The sequence below is a fragment of the Streptomyces sp. NPDC043427 genome, from assembly GCF_056436655.1.
Genome location: NZ_JBWKCC010000005.1, coordinates 208326 through 221104 on the forward strand (window position 1 = coordinate 208326; position 12779 = coordinate 221104).

Sequence of the window (12779 nt, forward strand, 5' to 3'; positions counted from 1 at the left end):
CGCCTGAAAGCGGACGGCATTCACACCGCTGTGCCTCGCCGGCTCGGGGGATGCTCAGTCGAGACAGAACTCGTTGCCCTCGATGTCCTGCATCCCGATGCACGAATCGTTGCCGTCATACAGGAGTCGCACGCGTACCGCGCCGAGCGCGACCAGTCGTGCACACTCAGCTTCGAGCGTGGCGAGGCGCTCTTCACCCACGAGTCCGGTGCCGACCCGCACGTCGAGATGCACCCGATTCTTGGCGACCTTGCCTTCGGGAACGCGCTGGAAGAACAGTCGAGGGCCCACACCTGAGGGATCACTGCAGGCGAACCATGAACCCTGATCCTCAGGAGGCCGGGAGCGGTCGAAATCGTCCCAAGTGGCGAACCCCTCCGGAGGCGGCGATACGACGTACCCCAACACCTCGCACCAAAAGCGAGCGACGCGCTCAGGTTCTGCACAGTCAAAGGTGACTTGGAACTGCTTGATCGATGACACGGGTGCACCTTAACAGGGGCTCTCCCGCTCATCTCCCGGTAGGGATCTGCACATTGACGGGAGGATCCGTTCGTCTGGCTACTTGTCGACCAGCGACATGTGGTGCTCGTTGTAGCGGTCTCCCTGCACCCCGACCCGACCAGCGAGTTCCTTGAGGTCTGACAGTTCGTCGGCGGAGAGCGGCAGCTGGGTGGCGCCGATGTTGTCCTCGATGCGCGGGACGCGCCGCGTTCCGGGAATCGGAACGATCCACGGATGCTGTGCAAGCAGCCCGGCGCGCGCCCCCACCCGGTCGGCCCCGGTGGGCGCGATCGAGTCGATCCGCTGGTTCGCCGAGGCGGCCGACAACGTCTTCGGCCGCGTCGCGCCGAGCGGGCCCGACGCTCTCGGTCTCAGGAGCCGCGAACCGGTCGGGGTCGTCGCGGCGATCCTGCCATGGAACTACCCCCCGAAGTCCGCTGTACGGCCGCTGGCGTCCTGAGCCTGCCTTCCGTGCCTGCATACGGTTTCCATAACCCGCACGGCATTCGACTCGCTGTCCTCGACTGGTCACTCCAGCGCGCACAGGAAATGATGGCGCGACGGCATCATGTCCTTCAATGCTCCAGCCCGGGCGGGGGCCGGGCACCCCCTCTCCAAGATCGGTGCCACCTCACATCCGGTCACACCGGCGCCTGGTCCGGTTCGGGCTCGCCGAGTCCAACAGAATGCCGTCGTGACGCACGTATCCGACCGTGCACCACCGCCTGGACGCGGGGTGCGCGGGCATGGCCCGCCGCCACCCGGTCGGTGCGTGGGAGGGGGAGACCTCGGATGGCGGCGGGGCGGGGGAGCGCGAGGTCAGTCGTCGATCGCTCGCATCGCGTCATCGGTCAGACTGGTGGCCAGCCACTGCTCCACGGCCGTGATGTGGACGGTCGCCGCAGAGGCGGCGAGCAGGGCGTCGCGTGACTGAAGCGCGCTGAGGATCTCCTCGTGGTCGTCGTGGGCGTTGTTCAGGGCGTGACTGGTCTGGCTGCCGCGGACGATGCGGACACGCTGGGTGCGGGTAGAGAGCACTTGCAGCAGCATCGACAGCACGGGGTTGCCGACCGCTTCGACGATCCTGAGGTGGAAGGCGGTGTCGTGGGCGACGAACTCCTCCACGGTGGCGACGGTCCGGGACCGGTTGAGGATGTTGCGCAGTTCCTGGAGGTCCTTCTGCTTCAGCAGCGCGGCGGCCAGCCCTGTCGCCTGCGGTTCGAGCAGTCGTCGTACCTGGAGCAACTGCAGAGCCGTGTGGCCCTGGGAGACGTCGGCGGCGAAGGAGAGGCTTTCCAGCAGGAGATGGGGCTCCAGGCTGGAGACGTACGTGCCGTCGCCCTGCCGGGTGATCAGGATCCGCATGGCCGTCAGCGCCCGGACGGCTTCGCGCAGGGAGTTCCGGGACAGGCCGAGCTGTCCGGCGAGGATCTCCTCCTTGGGCAGCCGGGAGCCGGGCGCGAGTTCACCGGCGACGATCATCGCCTTGATCTTGTCGATCGCCTCGTCCGTCAGTGCCACGAGGGTGCCTCTCTGAGTCGGGGATGTGTCGGCCGACGGCTCCGCCGGGCCCGGCTCGGGGCCGGCGGAGCCGCTTGCGGTACGGGGTTACTCCTGCTTCTCGCCGGAGGCGAACCGGGAGATGATCAAGGCGACGATGATGATGGCTCCATTGAGGAACTGGTTCCACAGCGGTGGTACACCCGCCAATGTCATGACGTTCACGACGAGTTGCAGCGTCAGCACACCGGTGAGCGCGCCGAAGATCGAGCCCTTGCCGCCGTTGAGGCTGACTCCGCCGATGACGGTCGCGGCGAAGACCTGGAAGATCCAGCCGCTGCCCTGGGTGGCGGAGATGGAGCCGTAGTGGCCGCTGTAGAGGATGCCGGCGAACGCGGCGAGGACGCTGCCGAGGATGAGGACGATCCACACGATACGGTCGACGCGGATGCCAGCGGTGCGGGCCGCCTCCGGGTTGCCGCCGATCGCGTAGAGCGCCCGGCCGTGCCGCAGCCAGGCCAGGGCGCTGCCGCCGAGGACGAACAGCACCACGCAGATCCAGATCGCGGCCGGGACACCCAGCCACGACGACTTGCCCAGGTAGGTGAAGGAGGACGGCAGTTCCACGATGGACTGGCCCTCGGAGAGGGCGACCTGGAGTCCGCGCAGCATGGTGAGCATACCGAGGGTGACGATGAAGCCGTTGAGGCGCAGCTTCAGGATCAGGAACCCGTTGACGGCCCCGATCGCCACACCCACCAGCAGACAGAGCGGCACGGCCGTCCACTCGGGCAGCAGCCCCAGGCCCGTGAACCGGGCGCCGCTCGTCGGCAGGACCAGCCACACGGCGATGACGGGCGCCACGCCGATCGTGGACTCCAGGGACAGGTCCATCCGGCCGCAGATCAGGATCAGCGCGGTGGCCAGCACCAGCAAACTCAGCTCGGTGGACTGCTGGGCCACACCGATGAGGTTGTCGGCGGTGAGGAAGGCCGGCGAGACGATGAACCCGATCAGGCCGAGGACGAAAATCGCCGGGACCAGGGACAGGTCACGGAAGCGCCCGAGGTCGACCCTGCGGCGCGTTCCGTCCGCTGCGGCAGCGGGCTCAGCCGTGCTCACTGCGGGCTCGGTGAGATCTGTGGTGGCGGACATGACTACCTTCCGTGCTCGTCTGCGCCGGTTGAGGCGGGTACGGCGGATGCGGGGGACGCGGTGGACGCGACGGCGGGGGCCGTGTCGCCGGTGACGCCCTCGATGGCGGCGACGACGGCCTCGTCCTTCCAGCCGCGGCCGAACTCGGCGACCACGCGCCCGTGGAACATGACGACCACCCGGTCACAGGCCTTCAGGTCGTCCAGTTCGTCGGAGACGATCAGCGCGGCCTTGCCACCGTCCGCTACCTGCCGGATGCGGCCCAGAAGGAACTCCTTGGACTTGACGTCGACCCCGTTGGTGGGGCGGATGGCCACCAGGACCTGCGGATCGGTGGCCAGGGCCCGGGCGACGACGACCTTCTGCTGGTTGCCGCCCGAGAGGGCGGAGACCGGGGTGGCGGCTCCCGGGGTCTTGATGTCCAGGTCCCGGATCATGCGTCCTGCGAAGGCCTTGGTGCGGGCGGGCAGCACCGTGCCGAACGGTCCGAGCTGGTCGGTGACGGTGAGCGTCGCGTTCTCCGCCACACTGCGGTTGTTCACCAGCCCCTGGAGGTGTCGGTCCTCGGGGACCAGACCGACTCCGACGGTGAGCGCGGACGGCACACTGCCGGTGCGCACGGTCCTGCCGCCGACCGTGATCCGGCCGTCCTTGGCCCGGTGCAGACCGGCGATCGCCTCACCTACCTGCACATTGCCGCTGCCAGTGGCGCCGGCGAGCCCGACGACCTCGCCGGAGCGGACCGAGAGGGAGATGTCCTCGCAGACGCCGGGCAGTGTCAGGCCGTCGATCGCCAGCAGTTCCGTGGCATGGGACCGTGAGGCCGAAGGACCGTCGACGGCGGCGGTGACCGTGGAGGCCGACTCGCCGGTCATGGCCTCCACCAGCGCGTGGTGGCCGACTTCGGCGACGGGCGCGGTCAGGATGTGGGCCGCGTCGCGGTAGACGGTGACGGTGGTGCAGAGGTCGTACACCTCTTGCAGGTGGTGGGAGATGAAGAGGAAGGCGACACCCTGACGCTGGAGGTCGCGGAGCTTGTCGAAGAGGCGGTTGATGCCGCGGGCGTCGAGCTTCGCTGTCGGCTCGTCGAGGATGATGAAGCGTGCGCCGAACGACAGGGCCCGTGCGATCTCGACGAACTGCCGCTGCTCGACGGTGAGGTCCTTGGCCCGCGCGCTCGGGTCGACGGCCACGCCGTACTCGCGGAGCAACTGCGCGGCCCGCCCGCGCAGTTGCTTCCAGCGGATGGGCTGCACCACACCGGCGCTCTGCCGGTTCAGGAAGAGGTTCTCGGCGACGGTCAGGTCACCGATGATGGTGGAACGCTGGTAAACGCAGGCCACGCGGGAGCGCCAGGCGTCGATGTCGCCGAAGGCAGGCGCCGGTTCGCCGGAGAAGCGCAGGGTGCCGGTGTCGGGTTGCTGGAGGCCGGTGAGGAGGGACACGAGCGTCGACTTGCCGGCGCCGTTGCGTCCGACCAGGGCGTGCGCCTCGCCGGGGGCAACGGTGATGCGGGCGTCGCGCAGCGCGACGGTCGCGCCGAATCGTTTGCTGATGCCGGTCGCCTCGGCCACCGGGCCCGGAGTGCCGGGGCTGGTCGCCGGGGCGGTCGCGGTGTCCGCCATGGTGTCTACCGTCCTTCGTGTACGGAGGCTGGAGCCGAGGGGTGCGGGCGGTACCCGCGCCGGCGGGGCGGGCGTCGGGGGACGGTGGCTGTGCGTCCCGCGACGCTGCGGGCAGGAAGTGCAGGCCGTCAGCCGACGTTGTTGCCCCACAGGGCCTTGTCGTCCACGTTGTCCTTGGTCACCAGCGGCGCCGACAGCTGGTCTTCCAGCCCGCCCGGGATCTCGATGATGGTGGAGTCGTGGTCGGTCTTGCCGGGCTTGAAGGTCTTGCCCTCGGCCGCGGCCCGGGCGTAGTAGACCGCGTACTTGGCGTACAGGTCGGCGGGCTGGGAGACGGTGGCGTCGATCTGGCCCTTGCGGATCGCCTCGAACTCCTGCGGGATGCCGTCGTTGGAGACGATCGAGATGTGCCCCTCCTGGCCGGCGGGCTTGAGCAGGCCCTTCTGCTCCAGCAGGGCCAGGGTGGGCTGGAGGAAGGCACCGCCGGCCTGCATGTAGATGCCGTTCAGGTCGGGGTGCTGGGCGAGCAGGCTCTGCAGCTTGGCGGAGGCCACGTCGCCCTTCCAGTCGGTGGGCAGCTCGAACACCTTGATCTTTGGGAACTTCTCCTTCATGCAGGCGGCGAAGGCCTCGGAGCGGTCCCGGCCGTTGATCGAGTCCAGGGAGCCCTGGAACTCGGCGACCTTGCCCTTCCCGCCGAGCTGCTTGCCGAGGAACTCGCAGGCCTTGGTGCCGTACGCCCGGTTGTCGGCGCGCACGACCATGTAGACCTCGCCCTTGTCGGGTCTGGTGTCGACGCTGACCACGGGGATCTTCTTCGACGCGAGGGTGTCGAGGGTGGAGGCGATGGCGCCGGTGTCCTGAGGGGCCATGACCACGGCCTTGGCGCCCGTGTTCTGGAAGACCTGTACGTTGGCGACCAGCTTGGTGACGTCGTTCTGTGAGTTGCTGAGCGGCAGCGCGTTGATTCCCTCGGACTTGATGTCCTTCTTCAGGTACTCGGCGTAGGAGTTCCAGAAGTCGGAGTCGGATCGCGGCAGGTCGATCCCGATGGCGGGCTTGTCGCCGCCCGAGGCGACCGAGGCGGTGCTTTCGCGGTTGCATGCGGTGGCGAGGGCCAGTACCGCGAGGACGGCGGTGGCGGCTGCGGCGGTGGAGCGGGTGCGAGCGAGGTTCATGGCCGTGTTCTCTCCTTAGCCAGGGCACTGGGGCCGCAGGGCAACGGTGGGGAGGGCATACCTGCCTGCGGGGGAGGGGCGAGGTCGCCGGACGGGCAGTTGCTGATCCGGCGCGGAAAACGCGCGGATCGTGCCCTGAGGGTGGGTGTGAGGGGCAGCCGAGGACCGAGGATGTGGAGGCGGAGCGACCGCACGGATGTGAGCCGAATCGGTGCGCTGGATGGTGCAACCATTCCTCCGATGTATCTCGGACGTCGAGGACGTTACGACGACGTTGCCGACGTTGACAAGAGTTCGCCGCCAGAGATTTGCCGGACATCACGCCGTAGGGCGCCGAGGTGCCGCCCCGACCTCGCGACTCCGCCCTGACACCTTCTGTGACCTGCAGAGTTTCGTTCTTCGGGCGTGACGGGCGATGCGCTGCGGCAGCTCACAATTCGACAACGGGGCCACTTGGTCCGGTGGGGACGGTGCAGGGGCGGGCCCCCAAGAGGCGTAATCCCCCTCTCGGGGTGGCCGGTGGATGTGCTGCTGGCCCTCTTCTCACCAGGGGAGGCGGTCCTGTGACACACCGTGGATTCATCGGATGGAGGAAGTCGCATATCGCCATCGTTGGCCATGCCTGACCACGACGGATCTCCCTTTTGAGCGCTTGACTGGCAAGGCCGAGCAAATACATCCGAGGAATCCATTGTCAGGTGCGACCCCCGCATCTAAGGTCACTGTGCCGTCATACATCCGATGACTGCGATACGGATGAGCGAAGGCCAGCCGGCAGGTCAGGCCCGGCGCACCACAGGCGGCCCCCTACGGCCGACCGCCACTCAGACGAAACCCCCATGGCAAGGGAGCCCCCAGTGAAACTGCTACGAGTCGGCGCCCCCGGTGAGGAGCGACCCGCAGTCCGTACCGACGACGGCCGGCTGCTGGACCTGTCCTCCGTGACCCGGGACATCGACGGCGCCTTCCTCGCCTCCGGGGGAGTGGACCGGGCCCGCGTGGCCGTCGTGGCGGGCGGACTGCCCGAACTCGACACCGAGGGCCTGCGGATCGGCGCCCCCCTCGCCCGCCCCGGCAAAATCATCTGCGTCGGGCTGAACTACCGTGACCACGCCGCCGAGACCGGCGCCGCGATCCCGCCCCGCCCCGTGGTGTTCATGAAGGACCCGGGCACGGTCGTCGGCCCCTACGACGAGGTGCTGATCCCCCGCGGCTCGGTCAAGACCGACTGGGAGGTCGAGCTGGCGGTCGTCATCGGACGGCGGGCCCGCTACCTCGACGGCCCCGAGGCCGCGCGGGCCGTGATCGCGGGCTATGCGATCAGTCATGACGTCTCGGAGCGCGAGTTCCAGCTTGAGTACTCGCCGCAGTGGGACCTGGGCAAGTCCTGCGAGACCTTCAACCCGCTCGGGCCGTGGCTGGTCTCCGCCGACGAGGTCGGCGACCCGCAGGACCTCGGCCTGCACCTGAGCGTCAACGGGGTGAAGCGGCAGGACGGCCACACCGGCGACATGATCTTCTCCGTCGACCACATCGTGGCGTACCTGAGCCAGTACATGGTCCTGGAGCCGGGTGACGTGATCAACACCGGTACGCCCGCGGGCGTGGCTCTGGGGCTTCCCGGCACTCCTTTCCTGCGCCCCGGCGACACCGTCGAGCTTTCTGTCGACGGCCTCGGCAGCCAGCGCCAGACCTTCGCCCAAGCGTGAAAGGCAGCACCACCTTGACTACCACCTCCGCCCGGATCACCGCCGTCGACACCTACGACGTCCGCTTCCCCACCTCGCGGGAACTGGACGGCTCCGACGCGATGAACCCGGATCCCGACTACTCCGCCGCCTATGTCGTGCTGCGCACGGACGCCGCCGACGGGCACGAGGGCCACGGTTTCACCTTCACCATCGGACGCGGCAATGATGTTCAGGTCGCCGCGATCGGCGCCCTGCGGCCCCACCTCTTGGGCCGTTCCGTGGAGGAGCTGTGCGCCGACCCCGGCTCGGTCAACCGCGACCTGATCGGGGACAGCCAGCTGCGCTGGCTGGGTCCCGAGAAGGGCGTGATGCACATGGCCATCGGCGCGGTCGTCAACGCCGTGTGGGACCTGGCCGCCAAGCGCGCCGGGCAGCCGCTGTGGCGGCTGCTCGCCCACGCCGACCCCGAGTGGCTGGTCTCTCAGGTCGACTTCCGCTACATCGCCGATGCCCTCACCCCTGAGGACGCCCTCCAACTGCTGCGCGAGGGCCGCACCGGGCTCGCGGAGCGCGAGGCCGTCCTGCTGGAGCGCGGCTACCCCGGCTACACCACCTCTCCGGGCTGGCTCGGCTACTCCGACGAGAAGCTCACCCGGCTGGCCAAGCAGGCCGTCGCCGACGGCTTCACCCAGATCAAGCTCAAGGTCGGCGCCGACCTCGCCGACGACGTCCGCCGCATGCGCACCGCCCGCGCCGCCGTCGGCGAGGAGATCCGCATCGCCATCGACGCCAACCAGCGCTGGAACATCGGTGAGGCGGTCGAGTGGACCAAGGCGCTCGCCGAGTTCGACCCGTACTGGATCGAGGAGCCCACCAGCCCCGACGACATCCTCGGCCACGCCGCCGTCCGCCGGGGCGTCGCCCCCGTGAAGGTCGCCACCGGCGAACACGTGCAGAACCGCATCGTCTTCAAGCAGCTCCTCCAGGCCGACGCCATCGACGTGCTCCAGATCGACGCGGCCCGGGTCGGCGGCGTCAACGAGAACCTCGCGATCCTGCTGCTCGCCGCCCAGTTCGGGGTGCCGGTGTGCCCGCACGCCGGCGGAGTGGGCTTGTGCGAGCTGGTGCAGCACCTGTCGATGTTCGACTACCTGGCGCTGACCGGCACCACCGAGAACCGCGTCATCGAGTTCGTCGACCACCTTCATGAGCACTTCACGGCGCCCGTGGTGATGCGCGACGGCCACTACACCGCACCGCTGACCCCGGGCTTCTCCGCCACCATGCACCCCGAGTCCCTCGCTGAATACCGTTACCCGGACGGCACCTTCTGGGTCGCCGACCTCGCTGGACGGGAGGAGGTGGCATGACCGGTCTGCCAGGCCTCAGGGCCGTCGTCACCGGGGGCGCCTCCGGCATCGGGCTGGCCACGGCCCACGCACTCGCGGCGCAGGGCGCGGCAGTCGCCGTGCTCGACCTCGATCCGGCCGGCGTCGGCGAACCGCTGCTCGGCCTCCAGGCCGACGTCAGCGACGACGCCTCCGTGCGCTCCGCCGTGGAACAGGCTGCCGAGCGGCTCGGCGGCCTGGACATCCTCGTGAACAACGCGGGCATCGGCGCGGTGGGCACCATCGAGGACAACCCGGACGAACAGTGGCACCGGGTGATGGACGTCAACGTCCTCGGCATCATGCGCACTACGCGCGCCGCCCTGCCCCACCTGCGCCGTTCCGTGCACGCGGCGGTCGTCAACACGTGCTCGATCGGCGCCACCGCGGGCCTGCCTCAGCGTGCCCTGTACTGCGCCAGCAAGGGTGCGGTCCTCTCACTGACGCTCGCCATGGCCGCCGACCACGTCCGCGAGGGCATCCGCGTAAACTGCGTCAACCCCGGGACCGCCGACACACCATGGGTCTCCCGGCTGCTGGACGCGGCCGACGATCCCGAGGCCGAGCGCGCGGCCCTCAATGCCCGCCAGCCCCTGGGACGCCTGGTCACCGCCGACGAGGTCGCCGCCGCCATCGTCTACCTGGCGAGTCCGGCCGCGGCGTCCGTCACCGGCACCGCGCTCGCGGTGGACGGCGGCATGCAGGGACTGCGGCTGCGCCCGGTGGACCGGTCGTGAGGACCGCCATGCTGGGCGGCAGCACGGTACCGGTCTCGGAACTGGCGCTGGGCTGTGCCGCCCTCGGCAACCTCTTCCACCCGGTCACCGACGAGGCCGCCCACGCCACGGTGGAGGCGGCCTGGGACGCCGGCATCCGCACCTTCGACACCGCGCCCCACTACGGTCTCGGCCTGTCGGAACGGCGGCTCGGCGCCGCGTTGCGCCACCGCCCACGTGACACCTACACCCTCTCCACCAAGGTCGGCCGGCTTCTCGTGCCGAATCCGGAGGGCGGCGCCGGCGACGACCTGGCCCACGGCTTCGCCGTCCCGGCCGCCCATCGCAGGGTCTGGGACTTCAGCGCCGAGGGAGTCCTGCGCTCGCTGGAGGCCAGCCTGGAACGCCTAGGTCTCGACCGCGTCGACGTAGCCCTGCTGCACGACCCCGACGACCACGCCGACCAGGCGTTGCGCGAGGCGTACCCGGCGCTGGAGCGGCTGCGCGCCGAAGGCGTGATCGGAGCGATCGGCGTCGGGATGAACCAGTCCGCCCTGCCCGCCCGGTTCCTGCGCGAGACCGACATCGACGTGGTTCTGCTGGCCGGCCGCTACACGCTCCTGGAACAGGACTCGCTCACCGAACTGCTCCCGGAGGCAGCCGCCCGTGGCCGGAGCGTGGTCATCGGCGGGGTGTTCAACTCCGGGCTGCTGACGGCCCCCCGGCCCGGCGCCACGTACGACTACGCACCTGCTCCGCAGCCGGTCCTCGACCGGGCGCTGCGGCTCCTCGCGGCCTGCGAACGCCACGGCGTGCCGCTGCGGGCCGCCGCACTGCGCTTCCCGTTCGGCCATCCCGCGGTCGCGAGCGTCCTGACCGGTGCGCGCTCCCCCCAGGAGGTGCGCGACACGGTGGAGCAGCTGCGGCGCCCCATCCCGCACGCCCTGTGGGACGAACTGCGTGCCGAGGGACTGCTGAACCCGGACACCCCCGTCCCCGTAGCCACGCCGATCGGGGAAGCCGTGCCGTCGAAGGAGCCGTCATGAGGGTCGCCCTGCACACCAAGGTCCGCGCCGACCGCATCGAGGAGTACGAGGCCGCGCACCGGGAGGTGCCCGAGGAACTCACCGCCGCGATCCGCGCCGCTGGGGTGCGGGAATGGGCGATCTGGCGCAGCGGTACGGACCTGTTCCATGTGCTGGAGGTCGAGGACTACCAGGCGATGATCGCCGAACTCGACAAGATGCCCGTCAACATCGCCTGGCAGGCCCGGATGGCCGACCTGCTCGACGTCGTCCACGACTACTCCGCGCAGGGCGCGGACGCCTCGCTCCCGGTGGTGTGGGAACTGTGACCGGACCGGAGACCGTGCCCGGCATCGTGGACGCCCACCACCATGTGTGGGACCTGTCCGTCCGCGGCCAGGACTTGATCAGCGGAGACGAACTCGCCCCGCTGCGACGCGACTTCACCCTCGCCGACCTGGCGCCGGAGGTCCGCGCGACCGGTGTCACCGCCACCGTGCCGGCGCAGACGATCACCGGGCCGGAGGAGACTCGGGGGTTCCTGCAAACCGCTCTGCGTCCGCAGCGGTAAGGCCCTCGACAACACGACCAAGATCGGCTGAACACCCCGGGGTGGCGCGCCCTGGGCCCGCCACCCCGGCTCACACGGCACCAACGCGATAGTCGTCCCACCCGTCCCAGCTGACCCTGAGGGTGATCGCCACCCCACTGAAGCGGTGACCTGCGCCCGAAGCAGGCTGTGCTCCCGCCTGAGCCTTGGGTGGGAGCACGGCGGCATCTGGCCGGGGTCGCGTCGGCTGAGGCCCCCGTCACTCAAAAAAATCGGCGGCAACCTTTTCGCCACCCGCGGCCACTGAACAGTGCAACACCGACACGCTCTTCCGAACGGATGACAATGCAAGAGACACGCCAGGCCGCGCGGCAGCGCAGGCACAGACGCCGGCTGATGGTGGGCACCACCGCTGGGCTGCTCGTCACCGGTCTTCTCGTCTGCCTGGTCATGACGATGCAATCCGACCGCAAGGAGGATGCCGGGCGGGCCCGGGCCACGACCGTCGCCGCCCTGGAGGAAACTCCCCCGCCGACACCGCCGGGGCAGAAGCCCTCCACACCCTCTCCGTCCCCCTCCTCCCCGACCCCGTCGGCCAGCGCTACGACCCCGAAGGCTTCACCGACCCCGTCGGCGTCGCCGTCATCGGCCTCCCCGCGGACGGCTCCTGCCATGTCATCCCTGGCCGGACGGATCCGGCCCAAGGGCACCTACCAGGGAGTCGCCACCGTCTACGAGGCCGGGGTCGGGGACGGCGCCTGCTCGTACGGCCCGAGCGCCGACATGATGATCGCGGCGATGAACACCACCGACTACGAGACGTCCGCGGCCTGTGGGGCCTACCTGCTCGTCCGTGCGGCGAACGGCAACTCCGTCACGGTCCGGATCACCAACGAATGCCCTCTGCCCTGTGCGCCGGGGCAACTCGACCTCAGCGAACAGGCCTTCGCCAAACTGGCCCCCATCTCGACGGGCCGGATCGCGATCACCTGGAGCCTGCTGAGCCCCGAGACGTCGGGCACGATCTCGATCCGCTACAAGGACGGGTCCAACCCCTACTGGTGCGGCATTCAGGCGATCGGCCACCGCAACCCGCTCGCTAGGCTCGAGGTCCGCACCGGCGGCGGCTGGCGCCAACTGGCGCGCACCGGCTACAACTACTTCCTCTCCCCCGACGGTAGCGGGTGCGGCGCTGCGATCAGGCTCACGGACATCTACGGAGAACGACTGACCATCAACGGGATCGCTTTGCGGCCGGAGGCGGTGCAGCCGACGGGGGTCCAGTTCGCCCGGCACTGACGCCGCCACCCACAGTGAGCCTTCTCCGAATCAGCCCTTGACCGGGGCAGCTCGACGCGGAGGGGGCGAAACACTGTGGAGCCGGGGGCGCTGTGCGGCCTCCGGGGACCCGCAGGTCGGTGTGGAGGGACCACCAGGCGGGGCCCCG

12 protein-coding genes and 2 pseudogenes are annotated in these 12779 nt (G+C 69.6%); 8 read left to right on the forward strand and 6 right to left on the reverse strand.

Annotation, left to right across the window (positions count from 1 at the left end):
• Positions 1-54: 54 nt before the first annotated feature.
• Together AC067M_RS12950 and AC067M_RS12955 are read right to left on the reverse strand one after the other, a co-directional pair.
• The gene (locus AC067M_RS12950; RefSeq protein ID WP_478697060.1) at positions 55-483 is read right to left on the reverse strand and encodes a VOC family protein; all 429 of its coding nucleotides are present in this window, start codon (positions 481-483) and stop codon (positions 55-57) included.
• A gap of 78 nt (positions 484-561) precedes the next feature.
• Positions 562-831: a hypothetical protein gene (locus AC067M_RS12955; RefSeq protein ID WP_478697116.1), complete on the reverse strand. Its 270-nt coding sequence runs from the start codon at positions 829-831 to the stop codon at positions 562-564.
• Here AC067M_RS12955 and AC067M_RS12960 point away from each other — a divergent pair.
• A pseudogene (locus AC067M_RS12960) lies at positions 788-931 on the forward strand (aldehyde dehydrogenase family protein); the annotation flags it as partial. The gene AC067M_RS12955 and the pseudogene AC067M_RS12960 overlap by 44 nt on opposite strands.
• Positions 932-1323: 392 nt before the next feature.
• On the opposite strand, the gene AC067M_RS12965 reads toward AC067M_RS12960, so the two are convergent.
• From AC067M_RS12965 to AC067M_RS12980, 4 genes are all read right to left on the reverse strand, one after another.
• Positions 1324-2025 (reverse strand): FadR/GntR family transcriptional regulator, encoded by a 702-nt coding sequence (locus AC067M_RS12965; protein ID WP_478697061.1) that lies wholly within the window; start codon positions 2023-2025, stop codon positions 1324-1326.
• An 87-nt stretch (positions 2026-2112) separates the two neighbouring features.
• On the reverse strand, positions 2113-3159 hold the full coding sequence (locus tag AC067M_RS12970) for an ABC transporter permease (protein WP_478697062.1): 1047 nt from the start codon (positions 3157-3159) through the stop codon (positions 2113-2115).
• A gap of 2 nt (positions 3160-3161) precedes the next feature.
• On the reverse strand, positions 3162-4784 hold the full coding sequence (locus AC067M_RS12975; protein WP_478697063.1) for a sugar ABC transporter ATP-binding protein: 1623 nt from the start codon (positions 4782-4784) through the stop codon (positions 3162-3164).
• Positions 4785-4912: 128 nt separating this feature from the next.
• Positions 4913-5962, reverse strand: coding sequence for a sugar ABC transporter substrate-binding protein (locus tag AC067M_RS12980; protein WP_478697064.1), 1050 nt, complete (start codon positions 5960-5962; stop codon positions 4913-4915).
• A gap of 857 nt (positions 5963-6819) precedes the next feature.
• Here AC067M_RS12980 and AC067M_RS12985 point away from each other — a divergent pair.
• The 7 genes and pseudogenes from AC067M_RS12985 to AC067M_RS13015 all read left to right on the forward strand — a co-directional run bounded on the left by AC067M_RS12985 (position 6820) and on the right by AC067M_RS13015 (position 12631).
• On the forward strand, positions 6820-7671 hold the full coding sequence (locus tag AC067M_RS12985; RefSeq protein ID WP_478697065.1) for a fumarylacetoacetate hydrolase family protein: 852 nt from the start codon (positions 6820-6822) through the stop codon (positions 7669-7671).
• Between the two features lie 14 nt (positions 7672-7685).
• Positions 7686-9023, forward strand: coding sequence for an L-fuconate dehydratase (locus AC067M_RS12990; protein WP_478697066.1), 1338 nt, complete (start codon positions 7686-7688; stop codon positions 9021-9023).
• Positions 9020-9778 carry an SDR family NAD(P)-dependent oxidoreductase gene (locus AC067M_RS12995; protein ID WP_478697067.1) on the forward strand — a complete coding sequence of 253 codons (759 nt, stop codon included), beginning with the start codon at positions 9020-9022 and terminating at the stop codon, positions 9776-9778. The genes AC067M_RS12990 and AC067M_RS12995 overlap by 4 nt, the downstream gene beginning before the upstream one ends.
• The gene (locus AC067M_RS13000; RefSeq protein ID WP_478697068.1) at positions 9775-10803 is read left to right on the forward strand and encodes an aldo/keto reductase; all 1029 of its coding nucleotides are present in this window, start codon (positions 9775-9777) and stop codon (positions 10801-10803) included. Before AC067M_RS12995 ends, AC067M_RS13000 begins: the two co-directional genes overlap by 4 nt.
• Complete coding sequence (locus tag AC067M_RS13005) at positions 10800-11111, forward strand: L-rhamnose mutarotase (RefSeq protein WP_478697069.1); 312 nt, start codon at positions 10800-10802, stop codon at positions 11109-11111. The genes AC067M_RS13000 and AC067M_RS13005 overlap by 4 nt, the downstream gene beginning before the upstream one ends.
• Positions 11108-11335: pseudogene (locus AC067M_RS13010) on the forward strand (amidohydrolase family protein); the annotation flags it as partial. The gene AC067M_RS13005 and the pseudogene AC067M_RS13010, both read left to right, overlap by 4 nt.
• A gap of 669 nt (positions 11336-12004) precedes the next feature.
• Positions 12005-12631 (forward strand): expansin EXLX1 family cellulose-binding protein, encoded by a 627-nt coding sequence (locus AC067M_RS13015; protein ID WP_478697070.1) that lies wholly within the window; start codon positions 12005-12007, stop codon positions 12629-12631.
• Positions 12632-12779 lie beyond the last annotated feature (148 nt).